This window comes from Blautia sp. HCP3S3_C4 (assembly GCF_052064095.1).
In the GTDB taxonomy this organism is placed as follows: Bacteria; Bacillota; Clostridia; order Lachnospirales; family Lachnospiraceae; genus Blautia_A.
The window spans coordinates 152,685-169,391 of sequence record NZ_JBQHWF010000005.1; the positions used below are offsets into that span (position 1 = coordinate 152,685).

The following is a 16,707-nucleotide window of genomic DNA, read 5'->3' on the forward strand; positions in this document are numbered from 1 at the left end:
AAAAAAATATTATCTATGTACTGCCTGGATTTTTATTTTTGAAATCCAGGCAGTTATTTTAATACCAGCGTGTCATTGGCAGATCATTATTGATTCCTTTAGTCATCAGAATCTGGTGCAGATCAATAATTCCGTTATGGAAGGTTGCAGCACATGCTGACAGGTAAAGTTCCCACATACGCAGGAAGGATTCATCAAACATGGTCTTTTCCTTTTCTATATTATCACGGAAATTCTTTTCCCAGTGGAGCAGAGTTTTATTGTAATGCAGACGCAGATTTTCAATGTCCAGAGTGTGGAAATTGTCCTCTGCCATATGATTCAGGATTTCTCTCAGACTGGGAACGGTTCCGCCTGGAAAGATATATTTCTTGATCCATGGATCTCCCGGATGTTCTTTCAGCGCGCTGATAAAATGAAGCAGGAATAATCCGCCCGGCTTCAGAACTTTCTCTACACAGTCAAGGAAGAGCTGATAATTGTCACGGCCAACATGTTCCAGCATTCCCACACTGACTACCCGGTCAAACTGATAGTCATGCTTTGGCAGATCGCGGTAATCCATCAGTTCCACTGTAAGATAATCTTCCAGGCCCTGGGCTTTGATGCGCTTTTGGAATTCTGTATATTGTTCGTGGCTTAAAGTGATTCCTGTACCATGTACTTTGTATTTTTTTGCAGCCTCAATCAGCAGAAAACCCCATCCGCAGCCGATATCAAGAAGACTCATACCTTCTTCCAGATGCAACTTTTTCAGAATATAATCTACTTTATTGACCTGTGCCTGATATAAAGAGTCATCTTCATGAATGAAGTAGCCACAGGAATAACTCATGGTTTCGTCCAGCCATAATTTATAAAAATCATTTCCGATATCATAGTGGCTGGTGACTTCCTTTTCCTGATTCTTTTTGGATGTAGAACTGAACATGATTTTTTTCAGAGCAGATTCATTGGTAGAAAATTTACCCATCTGTCCCAGAAAATGATCCAGTGCCTCGTAAAGATTTCCTTCAATATCCAGATCTCCCCGCATATAAGCCTCGCCTAATGCCAGGGAAGTGCTTTTTAGCAGCTCGGCCAGAGGAATTGTTTTCTTAAAATTTACTGTAAATGTGGGTTCTCCCTCTCCGATTGGATATTCGGAATTCTTGAACCTTACCAGAAATGGATAGTCCGTAAAGCGTTCAAGGAACTGCACCATTGCTTTTTCTTCAGCCTTTTCTCCTAATGTCTCAAACATAATAGTTTACCTCCTTTAACACAAAACTATGATACACCTTTGGGGGCGCTTATCGTCAAGGGGAGAATTAAACAAAGATATCTGGAAAATTGGTCAGACTTGTAGCAGAATAATGGAAATAGAAGAAGAAACAAAAAGTTCACAAAAAACATCTTGACCATCAAAGAAACACAAGTTATAATCCCCTATATAAAAATTTTCGTGCAAAGAGCAGACAATGGGGTCTGAGAAAGAATCCCATTGTCTGCTCTTTTTTGCATATTATAATCCGCACAATTCGAGAGGAGGAATATCATGAGGCTGAATCCCAAAGAACAGGAAAAATTAATGCTTCATATGGCAGGAAATCTTGCAAAAGAGAGAAAGGAAAGAGGTCTGAAACTGAATTACGTGGAGGCACTTGCGTATATCAGTTCTGAACTCCTGGAGCTTGCAAGAGATGGTAAAACAGTAGTAGAGCTGATGCAGCTTGGAACCAAGATTCTTACAAAGGATGACGTAATGGACGGTGTTGCTGATATGATCGGTGAAGTCCAGGTAGAGGCAACATTCCCGGATGGAACCAAGCTTGTGACAGTACATAATCCAATTCAGTAAGGAGGAGAATGAGCATGAAGATCGGTGAAATTATGGCCGCAGATCGTGAGATCACACTTAATGAAGGCAAGAAAACAGTGACAGTAACAGTGGCAAACAAAGGCGACAGACCGGTTCAGGTCGGTTCTCATTTTCATTTCTTTGAAGTAAATAAATGCCTTTCTTTTGACAGGGAAAAAGCCTATGGATATCATCTGGACATTCCTTCAGGAACATCTGTAAGATTTGAGCCGGGTGAAGAAAAAGAGGTTCAGCTTACAGAAATGGGCGGCAGACAGAGAGTATTTGGACTGAATGATCTCACCCGCGCCCAGGCAACTGACGATACAAAAGCAGCATCCATGGAAACTGCGAAATTAAAAGGATTTCTGTAAGGAGGGACAATAATGAGTACAAAAATTTCCGGAAGCAAATATGCGGCAATGTATGGCCCGACTACAGGAGATAAGGTACGTCTGGCAGATACAAGCCTTGTGATCGAGGTAGAAAAAGATTATACAACCTATGGAGACGAAGTAAAGTTCGGCGGCGGCAAGACAATCCGTGACGGTATGGGACAGTCTGTAAAAACCTGCAGTAAAGACGGAGATCTGGATCTGGTAATTACCAATGCATTGATCGTAGACTCTACAGGAATCGTAAAAGCAGATATCGGTATCAAAGACGGCAAAATCGCAGGAATCGGTAAAGCCGGAAATCCGGACATCATGGATGGTGTGACACCCGGAATGACAGTGGGTGCATCTACAGAAGCACTTGCAGGAGAAGGAATGATCGTAACTGCAGGTGGAATTGATACCCATATCCATTTCATCAGCCCACAGCAGATCGATTGTGCATTATACAGTGGTGTAACTACTATGATCGGAGGTGGTACAGGCCCTGCAGACGGTACAAATGCAACTACCTGTACACCAGGACCATGGAATTTGAGAATGATGTTAAAGGCAGCCGAGGAATACCCGATGAACTTAGGCTTCCTTGGAAAAGGTAACTGCTCAGACGAAGCTCCTCTCATTGAGCAGGTCAAGGCCGGAGCTATGGGACTGAAGATTCATGAGGACTGGGGTGCAACACCTGCAGTTATCAATCACTGTCTGAATGTGGCAGATGAATATGATGTACAGGTTGCCATCCATACAGATACATTAAATGAAGGTGGATGTGTGGAAGATACACTTGCAGCCATCGGCGGCAGAACCATCCACACTTATCATACAGAGGGTGCAGGCGGTGGACATGCACCGGATATCATCCGCGCAGCAGCAGCTCCGAACGTACTGCCATCCTCCACAAACCCAACAATGCCATATACAGTAAACACTCTGGATGAGCATCTGGATATGTTGATGGTTTGCCATCACCTTGACAAGAGAATTCCGGAAGATGTTGCATTTGCAGATTCCCGAATCCGTCCTGAGACAATCGCAGCAGAGGATGTTCTTCATGATATGGGTATCTTCAGTATGATGAGCTCTGACTCTCAGGCTATGGGACGTGTAGGTGAGGTTATTACACGTACCTGGCAGACAGCAAGTAAGATGAAAGATGAGAGAGGTGCACTTCCGGAAGATGCAGGACATGACAATGATAATTTCCGTGTAAAACGTTATATCTCCAAATATACCATTAATCCGGCAATCACACACGGTATTTCCCAGTATGTGGGTTCTGTGGAAGAAGGTAAATTCGCAGACCTCGTTCTCTGGAATCCTGTATTCTTTGGTGCAAAACCGGATATTATCATCAAAGGCGGTATGATCATTGCATCTAAGATGGGCGATGCAAATGCATCCATTCCGACTACACAGCCGGTTCTCTATCAGCCAATGTTTGCAGCTCATGGAAAAGCTAAGAACGAAGCCTGCCTGACCTTTGTATCCCAGGCTGCCATGGATGAGAATGTAAAAGAGAAATACGGTCTTGAGAAAACTGTAGTACCTGTAAAGGGATGCAGAAATATCAGCAAAAAAGATATGGTATTTAACGACAGAACACCGGAACTGACTGTAGATCCGGAGACATATAAGGTTACTGTTGACGGCGAAGAGATCACTTCCAAACCGGCAGAGAAGCTTCCGCTGACACAGCTTTACAGTCTGTTCTAAAAATTCTGAATAGTTACAATCTGGTTATCTGATCATAAAAATGATATTCGCAGGACTGTTATTTATGGAGTTTTGTGAGAACTTTTATAAGAACTTACCAAACAATATAATGACAGTCCTGTCAGATTTAACAGAAAAATATACTGAAGAAGCAGGAGAGGAGAGAATATTATGTTAGGAGTTTGTCTTTTGTTCGTAGGAATCGTACTGATCAACAACGGTATGTGTTCTTTATACAATGTAGACGGAAAATCAACCGCCATTATGAACATCTTTACAGGTGGTCTTTCTTTATTTATTAACTTTGTCAATCTGGTGCAGGGCAATTATTATGCAGCAGGAACAGGACTGCTGTTTTGCTTTACCTATCTTTTCGTAGCCCTGAGTAAATTCCTGAAAGCAAGCCCTATCCCATTTGCATGGTTTTCTACTTTTGTAGCCATCAATGCGGTGATCTTCGGTACAATCGAGGGATTTACAGGAAGCACTGCACTGGGAATCACACCGGATCTGCGCTGGGCAGCAATCTGGTATCTGTGGGCAATTCTCTGGGGAACTGCTTTCGTAGAAGACATCTGCGGAAAGAAACTGGGAAAATTCGTTCCATATCTTCAGGTATTTGAAGGAATCGTAACTGCATGGGTTCCTGGAGTTATGATGTTGCTTCAGATTTGGTAAGATTCAGGAGGTCGAAAATAATGCTGTGTGAACAGGTTTTGGGAAAGCTTCATGATTTTGATACTACAGGAAAAACAATAGAATATGTAGATATTGAATGGCACGAAGCATTCAAGAAAATACATAAAAAAATAACAGACAAAGGAACAGAAGTGGGAATCCGAATGGACGATTCCATTCTCGCCAGAGGTCTGTATCAGGATGATGTGATCTACGCAGATGATGAGAAGCTTGTAGTGGTAAATACACCGCCATGCGAAGTTATCCGTGTTTCTCTGACTCCGGGACATGAGAAAATGTCTGCAAAAGTCTGCTACGAAATCGGAAACAGACATGCACCGCTTTTCTGGGGAGAGAATGATACGTTTATCACGATTTATAACGAGCCAATGCTTGTTATGCTTCAGAAAATCCATGGAGTTCAGGCGGATAAAGAAGTGCTGAAGCTGGACTTTGACAGGAGAATTTCTGCAAGTATTCATAATCATCATCATTAATAACAACGGAGGTTCTTCATGTCAGAAAAACAGTTCTATCTTCTACAGGTAAATGATGCGCTGTTCCCTATCGGAGGATATTCCCACTCCCAGGGACTTGAGACTTATATTCAGCGTGGAATTGTCCACGATGCAGAAACAGCCAGAGAGTACATCACTCACAAAATTAAATGGAATCTTGCATATACAGAACTTCTGGCAGCCAGACTTGCATACGAAGCTGCAGAGAAAAAAGATCTGCAGGAACTTCTGTACCTGGAAGAACTTCTGGAAGCATCCAGAATTCCTATGGAACAGAGAGAAGCCGCCAGAAAAATGGGTTCCCGTTTCGCAAAAACCATTGAAAAGCTAGGGCTTTCCATCAGTGAAACAGGGATTTTCAGAGAATATCTGGATGCAAGAAAGGGAAAAGCAGTAAATCATTGCTGTATTTACGGAGTTTTCTGTGCGGAAATGCAGATTCCTCTGGAAGAGGCGCTGACACATTATCTATATGCCCAGACATCTGCAATCGTCACCAACTGCGTAAAAACAATCCCCCTCAGCCAGACATCCGGGCAGCAGCTTCTGAGCGGATGCTATGGTGAGTTTGATGAGATATTAAAGGATATCATGAACAGAAGCGAGGAGGACTTATGTCTCTCTGCACCTGGATTTGATATCAGAGGAATCCAGCATGAGAAGTTGTATTCCAGGCTATATATGTCTTAGCTTGAATTTGGTATTAGTTTATTCCAGGTTCAAGCGTGGATAGAAACAGAATCATGTGTATAATATGAAATCTTCAAAAATAATATGTGGAAAGTCAGTAAACAGATTATAAGAAGCTATCAACAAGTAAAGTAGAAAAGAGGAAATCGGTTATGTCATACGTAAAAATCGGAGTTGCCGGACCTGTGGGTTCCGGAAAAACAGCACTTATTGAAGCACTGTCAAGAAAGATGGCAAAGGATTACAGCATTGGTGTCATCACAAATGATATCTACACAAAAGAAGACGCCCAGTTCCTTGCAAAGAACAGCGTTCTTCCTGTAGAGAGAATCATTGGTGTAGAGACAGGCGGATGCCCTCACACAGCCATCCGTGAAGATGCTTCCATGAATCTGGAAGCAGTAGATGAGATGATGGAACGCTTCCCTGATATTGAACTTCTTTTCATCGAAAGCGGCGGAGATAACCTGTCTGCAACATTCAGTCCGGAGCTGGTAGATGCAACAATCTTCGTCATTGATGTAGCAGAAGGAGATAAGATTCCGCGTAAAGGCGGTCCTGGAATCACACGTTCTGATCTTCTTGTAATTAATAAGATAGACCTGGCTCCATATGTAGGTGCAAGTCTCGAAGTAATGGAAAGAGACTCCAAAAAAATGCGTGGTGACAGACTATTCCAGTTTACAAATATCCGCGGAGATGAGAACGTAGATAAAGTGGTAGAGTGGATCAAGAAAAACGTACTCCTGGAAGGAATGTAAAGGAAAATGCCTATGGATAACAAATTCGGAAAGATATCCCGTATCAGCGCCTGCGCAGCCTTAAAAGACGGCAAGACCATTCTCGAAGATCTGTCTTTCACAGCACCATACAAGATTATGATGCCCTTCGAAAAAGAAAACGGTGGGATCCAGATCATGCCTCTCTGTGCTTCCGCCGGAATTATGGCAGGTGATTCCCAGGAATTTTCCTATCATGTAAAGGAAGGTGCAGATCTGGAAGTCCTGTCCCAGTCCTTTGAGAAAATCCACAAAATGGACGAAGGCTCAGCCGCCCGAACCATTGAAGTGCAGGTAGACAAAAACGCCACATTATATTACTATCCACAGCCGGTGATTCCTTTCGCACAGTCAGCCTTTGACAGCAAAATGACTATCCATCTGGAAGACGCAACCTCCTGTTTATTCCTGCTGGAGATCATCTCCTGTGGTCGAAACGCTCATGACGAACGTTTTCAGTACCGCAGATTCTCCTCAAAAGTCCTGCTGTACAGAGGGGACAAACTCATCTATCGCGATAACACCCGCTACGAACCGGACAAAATGCCCATGGAAGGAATCGGAATGTACGAGGGCTATACACATATGGCAAACCTGTTTCTTTCTAAGATCTGCAGCAGAGATGGTGAAAGTTGCAGTCAGGAATCCGGGAGTGTAAAGTCAGCAGATTCAGCAATCAATCTGGAACTTCAGGAAAAAATCTGGCAGATCCTTGACGAAGATTCAGAAATAGATGGCGGAGTTACCCGTCTCACAACCGGAGATCTGGCGTTGAGAATCTTCGGTTATCGTGCTCAGAAACTGCAGCAGGTAGCGGAAAAAATCAAAAAGTTATACGAAACAGAACAGAGATAAAAAATGGCGGGATTTCCCGCCATCAGATTGTAGATAAACTTGGTGTTGGGCTATACACATTATACGTGCATAGCCTCGATCCATTCTTTTTCTTTAAATCCGGTAAGTACAAAGTCATCCCCGATTACCAGCGGTCGTTTCACCAGCATTCCGTCTGTGGCAAGAAGCTTCAGCTGTTCATCTTCAGACATATCTTTTAACTTATCTTTCAATCCCATTTCCTTATAGAGCATCCCACTTGTATTAAAGAATTTCTTCAGCGGAAGCCCACTTTTGGTGTACCATTCTTTTAATTCTTCATAGGTAGGATTTTCTTCTTTAATAGCCCGTTCTTCATAACTGATATTGTGTTCATCCAGCCATTTCAGAGCTTTCATGCAGGTACTGCATTTGCGGTAAACTAAAACTTTCATAGACATTCTCCTCGTATAGATTTATCGTGACTATTTACAGGCAATTATTTCCTCTATTATTGTTCCAGATATATATATCATAAATTGGAAAGGGCGATTTTGCAAGAGAATGTTATGGAAGAATTGTAAGGTTCAGGTTTTCATGTTAATATATCCATATACAAAAGAAAAAACAGTCCCAGTTCCCCGGAGAGGAGAAATCATGCGTGATGAGACGAAGATGGACGTATATACGTCTGGAGTGACTGGCGCAGAGTATGATGCAGGAATGAAACAGCTTATGAGTAATAAGGAGATTATTGTTCCTATCCTGCAGATGACAGTGTCGGAGTTTAACCGAATCAAGTAAGTCCCCTGCTTCAATTGCGAGAAGCAATAAGCAGTGGGTGGGACTTGCTTGTATCAGGAGGGGTACAAGCCCCTCCTGATAAACTGCGGAGCAGTTATTCGGTTATGAGCAAGTAGCGAAAGCGGATTGCGAATATCCGATTGACAACGTGCCGTATGGGAAGCTCTTTTAAGCCCCTCATTCCTGCTCTCTGTCTATTCCTTCGTCATTTATATTATTGCCAGAAATTTCCGATCCTATTCCAGAGGTCGGGTGTGGGCAGAGCCCACAAAAGGCAATAATCATGATGCCTTACTTGTCATACAAAAAAATCGAAAATGATGTATATAATTTTCCTACATGGCAATACTGTAAGTACAAAGATATATTCGACAGCCGCATAATCATTAATTCGACAGCAAAATTTTACATATCTATTTCTTATCAGAAAGATTTACTTTCCATAGACACAAGAATTTTTACACCCTCTACTCTTTTGATAATTCAGTGGTATCCTCTTTGTGGATTTCAGAATTTGTTTCTCAGCTTTCGGTATTCTCTCGGCGAATATCCTTTCAACTTGTGAAAAAGCCGACTGAAATAAAGCTGGTTATCATATCCGACAATCTTAGAAATCTCATTGATGGAATAGGTTGTTGTTTCAAGTAACATCTGGGCATTGTTAATTCGGATTCCCACAATAAACTGCATTGGTGTAGAACCTGTGTATTTTTTGAAGTTTCGGATAAACCAGCTGACACTCATGCCTCGTGAGGCAGCATAATCATCAATATTGATATTTTGATTGTAGTTTTCACTGAAAAAGGTAACAGCATTATCCATCTCATGATCAAGATATTCATTTTTTAATATGTGCTCTCTTGTCAGTTCCCGGTGGAAACTGATCAGAAGATGACGGAGCAGAAGGACAAGCATTTCCTCATAATTATCTTGGCAACGCTGAAGCTCGATGATAATACGCTTGAAAATCTGTTCGTATTCCATAGAGGTTCCGACCTGAAATACACGCTCTTTATCCGGGAATCCATATTGCCGTAGGATATTTTTTACATTGTTGCCTGTAAAATGAATCCAGTATACTTCTATCTTATCTTTTCCATAATATTCATATTTCTGAAGTTCCTTCGGTCTGTACAGTACAATATTACCGGCGGGGACAATCGTTTCGTTATCCACATTATCAAAATGAAAATGCCCACAACCAGCAGTGATATAGATAATCTGATAATCCAGGCGTCCCCTTGGACGGTAGGTTGGTAACTTTGGATGGCTGGAAAGGCGGTAAGTACCGCAACTTCCTACAACCAGTGGGCGACTTTTGTCTTTGAAATCCATATGGGAGTGGTTTAAATAACCGGTATTCATATACATATGGTAGCACCTCTTTTCCTTTTTTTGTTATTGTATCATTTAGTGTATATTTTGTCTAATCCAATTCATAGACATGTTTTGCAGATTAGGATAAGATATATATAGCAAAACAGAGAAACGTAAACATAAAAATAAAAGACAAGGTTTGCTGTGGAAAAACAAAGTGCAAAAAAATGTATATGTATTAAAGGAGAGTTATTTATGATTGTACCACGTTATTATGAGGATTTAAGCGTACTGCATGAAAATACAATGCCAGCCAGAGCCTATTTTATTCCGGCATCCAAAAGAATGGATAACCTGGTGGAGCACAGGGAAGAGTCAGACCGAATGCAGTTATTGAACGGAACTTGGAAGTTCCAGTATTTTAACAGTATCTATGATGTTCAGGAACCCTTCTTTGAGAAAGATTATGATACAGAAAATTTTGATGAGATTCAGGTTCCGAGTGTATGGCAGATGGCAGGATATGACACACATCAGTATACAAACATCAGGTATCCGTTCCCATTTGATCCACCGTATGTACCACAGGATATTCCATGTGGAACATATGCACATACCTTTGTTTATCACAAAGATGAAAATGCACCAAAAGCTTTCTTGAATTTTGAAGGAGTAGACAGTTGCTTTTATGTATGGATCAATGGCTCTTATGTAGGGTATAGCCAGGTTTCTCATATGACCAGTGAGTTTGATATCACCGACCTCCTTCGGGACGGAGAGAACAGCATAGCGGTTCTGGTCATGAAGTGGTGTGATGGTTCCTATTTGGAAGATCAGGACAAATTCCGTATGAGTGGTATTTTCCGGGATGTGTACATTTTGAAACGCCCAAAACAGGCAATCAGTGATTATCATATTAAAACAAGAATTGATGATATGCTTGCGAAAGTAGAAATTGAAATGAAATTCTACTCTCCGTTAAATGTAAAAATTTCGATTGAAGATAGAAACGGAGCAGTTGTAGCACTAGGAAGTATTGCTGAAGAAGGAACAGCTGTATTAGAAATCGCAAGTCCGGAACTTTGGAATACAGAAAATCCATATCTCTATAAACTGATTCTTGAAACAGAGAATGAAGTAATTGTAGATCACATTGCATTAAGAAAGATAGAGATTAAAGACCAGGTTATTTATTTAAATGGACAGAAGATTAAATTCCGTGGTGTCAATCGACATGATTCTGATCCGGTTACTGGATTTACAATCAATCCGGAACAGATTACAACCGATCTTACGTTAATGAAGCAGCATAATTTTAATGCGATCCGTTCCAGCCACTATCCGAACGCACCATTTTTCTATGAAATGTGTGACAAGTATGGATTCATGGTAATAGATGAAGCAGATATTGAAGCTCATGGTCCATTTATGATCTACAGAAAAGAAGACACTGATTACAATCGGTTCAAACGATGGAATGAGAAGATTGCAGATGATCCGGTATGGGAAGAGGCAATCGTTGATCGCGTAAAACTCATGGTGGAACGTGACAAAAACCGTTTCTGTATTGTTATGTGGTCAATGGGAAATGAGAGTGCTTATGGCTGCAACTTTGAAAAAGCACTGGAATGGACAAAGAATTTTGATCCAGACCGTATCACACAATATGAGAGTGCAAGATACCGTAATTATGATGAAACATATGATTACAGCAATCTGGATGTGTACAGCCGGATGTACCCAGCGCTTTCCGAAATTCAGGAATATCTGGATAAAGATGGAAGCAAACCCTTCCTTTTGGTAGAGTACTGTCACAGCATGGGAAACGGACCTGGAGATTTTGAAGATTACTTCCAGATGATTCAGGATAATGATAAAATGTGCGGCGGCTTTGTCTGGGAATGGTGTGACCATGCGATTGCTCATGGAACTGCTGAGAATGGAAAGACTATATATGCTTATGGGGGCGACCATGGCGAAGAAATTCATGATGGCAACTTCTGTATGGATGGATTAGTATGTCCGGACAGAACGGTACATACAGGACTTTTGGAATACAAGAATGTTTATCGCCCGGCAAGAGTTGTTTCCTATAACAAAGAAAGCGGAGAACTGGTGCTTCATAACTACATGGATTTTGATGACTTGAAAGCTTATGTGAAGATTAGTTATGAGCTGACACAGGATGGTCTTGTGATCAGCAAAGGCATACTTCCGGAGTTTTCTGTGGCACCACACGGGGAAGGAAAAACAAACCTGAAGATCAATGTTCCAGAGAATGGGAAATGTTATTTAAAACTTATTTACCATCTGAAAAAAAAATTGCCACTGTTGGATGAAGACCATATTCTTGGATTTGATGAAATTGAGGTAAGTAAAGAGGATACAAAATGTAAACTTGCAGAGAAATGGATACCAAAAACAGTAGTGGACTCTGAATTACAGGTAAATGAAAATGATACACAGATTCATATCAAGGGGCGTGAATTTGCTTATACCATAGACAAACGTACTGCACTCTTTACAGAGATGAAATTCGCAGGGCGGGAATACTTGAACCATCCGATGGAATTAAATATTTGGAGAGCTCCAACAGATAACGATATGTACATCAAGTCTGAATGGAAGAAAGCCCACTATGATAAGGCTTACACAAGAGCCTATACGACAGAGGTTGTGCAGGGAAAACATGGTGTGAAGATTACAAGCCATGCTTCCGTTGTGGCAGAGACAGTACAGAAGATTCTTGATGTGACGATTACATGGAAAATAGAAGCTGCTGGAAAGATTGATGCAGATATTGTAGTAACAAAAGACGATGAATTCCCGGATCTTCCGAGATTTGGTGTGAGGATGTTCCTGGATAAAAAACTTTCAGCTGTAAGATACTTTGGAATGGGACCACAGGAAAGTTATTGTGATAAACATCAGGCTGCGAGCCACGGTTTGTACCGGGCAGATGTAGGGGATTTACATGAGGACTATATCCGTCCACAGGAAAATGGAAGCCATTATGATTGTGAATATGTAGAGCTTAACAACAGCCGATATGGAATTGTGGCATCCGCAGAAAAGGCATTTTCATTCAATGCTTCTTATTATACACAGGAAGAACTTGAGAAGAAAACGCATAATTATGAATTAATAGAATCAGATAGTGTAGTATTCTGTGTTGACTACGCATTAAATGGCATTGGTTCTAATAGTTGTGGTCCAGTTGTATTGGAGCAGTACCGATTTGATGATGTATTATTCCGGTTTCAGTTTACACTGATACCGTATGTAAAGGGATAATAAAGTTTCATGTAACCCGTAAACAAGGAAAGAGAGTCTGATTGTAATGTAAAGTCCGGATATACAGAGCAATCAGACAAAATCAGAGAAAAAAACAGAATTAGATATCATACGGTTAGCCATATTGAGATTCTAAGTGCGATGAAGATGAGGAGCAAAGAAATTCGATGGAAGAAAAAAAGTATTTGAAATGGTATAACAAAATTGGATACGGATCAGGTGATATTGCAGGTAATGTAGTCTATGCGTTCCTGACATCTTTTATGATGGTCTATCTGACGGACTCGGTAGGACTTGCTGCAGGTGTCGTGGGTACCCTGATTGCCGTATCAAAACTATTTGATGGTTTTACGGATATATTTTTTGGATCAATGATTGACAAAACACACAGTAAAATGGGAAAAGCGAAACCCTGGATGCTATACGGATATATTGGTTGTGCCATTACGCTGGTCGGCTGCTTTGCAGTACCGGTGAGTTTGGGAACAACGGCTAAATATGCATGGTTCTTTATTTCTTATACACTGTTAAATGGTGTGTTTTATACAGCAAACAATATTGCTTATTCAGCACTTACGTCACTGATTACAAAGAACAGCAAAGAGCGTGTACAGATGGGATCTTACCGTTTTATTTTTGCATTTTCAACAAGTCTTCTGATTCAGGCGATTACAGTTGGATTTGTAGATAAATGTGGTGGAGATGCTGCGGCATGGAGAACGGTTGCTATTATCTATGCAATCATTGGTCTGGTCGTAAATACGATTTCAGCACTTTCTGTTAAGGAACTTCCGGAGGAAGAACTTAATGAAGGAGAAGTAAAGAATGATAATGAAAAGTATGGAATGGTACAGGCATTCAAGCTTCTTGTCAAAAACAAATATTACATGATGATTTGTGGAACATATATTTTACAGCAGTTATATGGTGCCATGATTGGAGCTGGCATTTATTACATGACATGGGTACTGAAAAATAAGAATTTGTTTGGACAATTTGCATGGGCAGTAAATATTCCACTGATCATTGCCCTGATTTTCACACCGACATTAGTTGGTAAGTGGAAAGGTATGTATAAACTGAACTTAAGAGGTTATGTCTTAGCAGTCATCGGTAGAGCACTTGTTGTTGTTGCAGGATATATGGGCAGTGTTCCGCTGATGATGGCATTTACAGCTCTTGCAGCCTTAGGTCAGGGACCATGGCAGGGAGATATGAATGCAGTTATCGCATCCTGCTCTGAGTACACTTATCTTACACAGGGAAAGAGAATTGACGGAACGATGTACTCTTGTACTTCTCTTGGCGTAAAAATCGGTGGAGGTATTGGAACCGCTGTTGTTGGATGGCTGCTTGAGTTCAGTGGATATATTGGAACAAATGCAACTCAGCCGCAGTCTGCACTTGATATGATGCAGTTTATGTATCTTTGGCTTCCGTTAATCTTTGATGTATTGATTATGTTTGTACTTTCAAGAATGAATGTAGAAGATGCAAATAAAAAACTGAAAGCAGAAAAAGAAATTGCTGCAGATGAAGTAACAGATGCATCAGACATAAATTAGAATTGACAGGAGAAAGCGTTGTCTGGTCATTGCTCGATGAGACAGTGCTTTTTTCTATATATAAAGTGATTGAACTGTATTTTGAAAATAAAAAAGGACCACTTCATTTTTGTGAAATGGCCTTAAGAAAATATTCAGTTTTCACAAAATAGTCCTTTTAGTATTTATACATGGTAAGGATGCTCAAAATATTCAGTGTAGAATACTAAAAGGTCATTCAGATATTTTTTTAGGTTGCTCATTTGCAATTCCTCCTTTCCTTATTTACAAGTTGATTATAAGATAGGTGTAAAAGGATTGCTTGCCAAATCGAAAGAAGATATAGACAAATGTTGCAAAGGGGAGTATTTCATGCAGTTAAAATATGTTGACACAAAAGAGGAGATCATAGCAATAAATAGGAAGTCAAAACATATTGAACCACATCTTCATAATGCACTGGAGATCGTTTGTGTAACAAGTGGAGCATTAGAACTTGGTGTCGGACAGGAACTATACCATATGGAAAAAGGAGATATAGGCTTTGTATTTCCAGATGTTATTCATCACTATCAGGTACTGACACCCGGTGTAAATAAAGCGACTTATCTGATTGCATCGCCATTTACGATAGCCAAATTTGCAGATATCATGCAATCCATGGCTCCTGAATACCCAATCATCAAAGCGGAAAAGGTTGAACCGGAGGTATATAGGGTTATAAATGCAATTTTAGAGACAGAACAGTCGGATATTACTGTTGCACAGGCATATCTTCAAATTGTGTTGGCACGCTGCATAGGAAAATTAAATTTGGTAGAAAAGAGCAGTGTGGGGAGCAACGATCTTATTTACCAGACAGTTTCCTATATATCAGCAAATTTCAAGAAGAAGTTTTCGTTGGAAGAGATGGCAAAAGACCTGGGCGTGAGCAAATATGTTTTATCCAGACTCTTTTCCAAGACATTCCATAGAAACTTTAATCAGTATCTTAACGATGCAAGGCTGAACTATGCATGCCATCGTTTGGAAAATACGAGTGATTCTATTACAAATATTTGTCTGGATAGTGGATTTGAAAGTCAGAGAACGTTTAACCGAGTATTTAAAGAAAGATATAAAATATCACCAAGTGATTATCGAAGTACTTGTGTGAAAGAGATGTTGTCATAAAAGGTTCTGTTGATTGAAATATTTACTTTGATTTTACAGTGCTATGTATTTGATTTCATGTGTGGATGATATAATATAAAAATATTTGTAGAAAAAAGAGTTTTATTCTATTATGAAAAGAGTAAGGTGTATTCTAAAGAAACAAGAAAGGCAAGGCGCAGCCGCTTTAACAGAGCTGGAAAACATGAAAGAAAAATGGGGGAAGAAATATCCGTACGCGATCAGTAACTGGGAAAATAATTGGGAAGATGTAAGTTCCTTTTTTCAGTTTTCTAATGATATCAGACGCATTATGTACACGACAAATATCATAGAAGGATTGAACCGCCAGTATCGGAAAGTCACGAAAACGAAAAGCGTATTCCCAAGCGATTCTGCATTGGAAAAGATGCTGTATCTTGCCAGCGAGAACGTAGTCAAAAAGTGGACGCAGAGATACCGGAACTGGGATCAGGTATTGAATCAGCTTATAGTCCTTTACGGAGAACGGCTTACTGCTTATCTGTAAGAGAAAAGAAAAGCAGGAATGGGAAGCTCTCTCAAATTTGAATAAAAAGGAGAGACTATGCACATCACACGTGCATAGCCTCAATCCATTCTTTCTCCCTGAATCCGGTAAGTACAAAGTCATCCCCGATTACCAGCGGTCGTTTCACCAGCATTCCGTCTGTGGCAAGAAGCTTCAGCTGTTCATCTTCAGACATATCTTTTAACTTATCTTTCAATCCCATTTCCTTATAGAGCATCCCACTTGTATTAAAGAATTTCTTCAGTGGAAGACCACTTTTGGTGTACCATTCTTTTAATTCTTCATAGGTAGGATTTTCTTCTTTAATAGCCCGTTCTTCATAACTGATATTGTGTTCATCCAGCCATTTCAGAGCTTTCATGCAGGTACTGCATTTGCGGTAAACTAAAACTTTCATAGACATTCTCCTCGTATAGATTTATCGTAACTATTTACAGGTAATTACTTCCTCCATTATTGTTCCAGATAGATATATCATAAATTGGAAAGGGCGATTTTGCAAGAGAATGTTATGGAAGAATTGTAAGGCTTAGATTTTCATGTTAATATATCCATATACAAAAGAAAAAACAGTCCCAGTTCCCCGGAGAGGAGAAATCATGCGTGATGAGACGAAGATG

Annotated in this window: 16 protein-coding genes and 1 pseudogene; 13 read left to right on the forward strand and 4 right to left on the reverse strand. The window is 40.3% G+C overall.

The window, feature by feature from the left end; translation table 11 throughout:
- Positions 1-58: 58 nt before the first annotated feature.
- Positions 59-1,243, reverse strand: a complete 1,185-nt coding sequence (locus ACTNC6_RS06830) for a class I SAM-dependent methyltransferase (protein ID WP_441043600.1) — start codon at positions 1,241-1,243, stop codon at positions 59-61.
- Positions 1,244-1,537: 294 nt separating this feature from the next.
- Here ACTNC6_RS06830 and ureA point away from each other — a divergent pair, with 294 nt between their 5' ends.
- The 8 genes from ureA (at position 1,538) to ACTNC6_RS06870 (ending at position 7,468) form a co-directional block, all read left to right on the forward strand.
- Positions 1,538-1,840 carry an urease subunit gamma gene (gene ureA, locus ACTNC6_RS06835; RefSeq protein ID WP_008705098.1) on the forward strand — a complete coding sequence of 101 codons (303 nt, stop codon included), beginning with the start codon at positions 1,538-1,540 and terminating at the stop codon, positions 1,838-1,840.
- A gap of 14 nt (positions 1,841-1,854) precedes the next feature.
- Positions 1,855-2,214, forward strand: coding sequence for an urease subunit beta (gene ureB / locus ACTNC6_RS06840; protein WP_019163039.1), 360 nt, complete (start codon positions 1,855-1,857; stop codon positions 2,212-2,214).
- Positions 2,215-2,226: 12 nt separating this feature from the next.
- Complete coding sequence (gene ureC / locus ACTNC6_RS06845; RefSeq protein WP_118136090.1) at positions 2,227-3,948, forward strand: urease subunit beta; 1,722 nt, start codon at positions 2,227-2,229, stop codon at positions 3,946-3,948.
- Positions 3,949-4,119: 171 nt separating this feature from the next.
- Complete coding sequence (locus ACTNC6_RS06850) at positions 4,120-4,626, forward strand: AmiS/UreI family transporter (protein WP_008705095.1); 507 nt, start codon at positions 4,120-4,122, stop codon at positions 4,624-4,626.
- Between the two features lie 20 nt (positions 4,627-4,646).
- Positions 4,647-5,123, forward strand: a complete 477-nt coding sequence (locus ACTNC6_RS06855) for an urease accessory protein UreE (protein WP_441043601.1) — start codon at positions 4,647-4,649, stop codon at positions 5,121-5,123.
- Positions 5,124-5,141: 18 nt separating this feature from the next.
- A complete protein-coding gene (locus tag ACTNC6_RS06860) occupies positions 5,142-5,834 on the forward strand; it encodes an urease accessory protein UreF (RefSeq protein ID WP_441043602.1) in 693 nt (230 codons plus the stop codon).
- 152 nt (positions 5,835-5,986) lie between these two features.
- Positions 5,987-6,595 carry an urease accessory protein UreG gene (gene ureG, locus ACTNC6_RS06865; protein ID WP_441043603.1) on the forward strand — a complete coding sequence of 203 codons (609 nt, stop codon included), beginning with the start codon at positions 5,987-5,989 and terminating at the stop codon, positions 6,593-6,595.
- Positions 6,596-6,607: 12 nt separating this feature from the next.
- Positions 6,608-7,468, forward strand: a complete 861-nt coding sequence (locus ACTNC6_RS06870) for an urease accessory protein UreD (protein WP_441043605.1) — start codon at positions 6,608-6,610, stop codon at positions 7,466-7,468.
- A 59-nt stretch (positions 7,469-7,527) separates the two neighbouring features.
- On the opposite strand, the gene ACTNC6_RS06875 is transcribed toward ACTNC6_RS06870, so the two are convergent.
- Positions 7,528-7,887 (reverse strand): arsenate reductase family protein, encoded by a 360-nt coding sequence (locus ACTNC6_RS06875; protein WP_195565305.1) that lies wholly within the window; start codon positions 7,885-7,887, stop codon positions 7,528-7,530.
- A 196-nt stretch (positions 7,888-8,083) separates the two neighbouring features.
- Here ACTNC6_RS06875 and ACTNC6_RS06880 point away from each other — a divergent pair, with 196 nt between their 5' ends.
- Positions 8,084-8,230, forward strand: coding sequence for a hypothetical protein (locus tag ACTNC6_RS06880; RefSeq protein ID WP_441033455.1), 147 nt, complete (start codon positions 8,084-8,086; stop codon positions 8,228-8,230).
- Between the two features lie 507 nt (positions 8,231-8,737).
- Here ACTNC6_RS06880 and ACTNC6_RS06885 read toward each other — a convergent pair.
- Entirely contained in the window at positions 8,738-9,601 is an 864-nt protein-coding gene (locus tag ACTNC6_RS06885; protein WP_441043607.1) for an AraC family transcriptional regulator, read from the reverse strand.
- Between the two features lie 201 nt (positions 9,602-9,802).
- Here ACTNC6_RS06885 and ACTNC6_RS06890 point away from each other — a divergent pair, with 201 nt between their 5' ends.
- From ACTNC6_RS06890 to ACTNC6_RS06905, 4 genes and pseudogenes are all read left to right on the forward strand, one after another.
- On the forward strand, positions 9,803-12,841 hold the full coding sequence (locus ACTNC6_RS06890) for a glycoside hydrolase family 2 TIM barrel-domain containing protein (RefSeq protein WP_441043609.1): 3,039 nt from the start codon (positions 9,803-9,805) through the stop codon (positions 12,839-12,841).
- 167 nt (positions 12,842-13,008) lie between these two features.
- Positions 13,009-14,406, forward strand: a complete 1,398-nt coding sequence (locus ACTNC6_RS06895; RefSeq protein WP_441033463.1) for an MFS transporter — start codon at positions 13,009-13,011, stop codon at positions 14,404-14,406.
- A gap of 351 nt (positions 14,407-14,757) precedes the next feature.
- Positions 14,758-15,558 carry a helix-turn-helix transcriptional regulator gene (locus ACTNC6_RS06900; RefSeq protein ID WP_019163021.1) on the forward strand — a complete coding sequence of 267 codons (801 nt, stop codon included), beginning with the start codon at positions 14,758-14,760 and terminating at the stop codon, positions 15,556-15,558.
- Positions 15,559-15,652: 94 nt separating this feature from the next.
- A pseudogene (locus ACTNC6_RS06905) lies at positions 15,653-16,066 on the forward strand (transposase); the annotation flags it as partial.
- Between the two features lie 64 nt (positions 16,067-16,130).
- On the opposite strand, the gene ACTNC6_RS06910 reads toward ACTNC6_RS06905, so the two are convergent.
- On the reverse strand, positions 16,131-16,490 hold the full coding sequence (locus ACTNC6_RS06910) for an arsenate reductase family protein (RefSeq protein ID WP_173699908.1): 360 nt from the start codon (positions 16,488-16,490) through the stop codon (positions 16,131-16,133).
- Between the last annotated feature and the right edge of the window lie 217 nt (positions 16,491-16,707).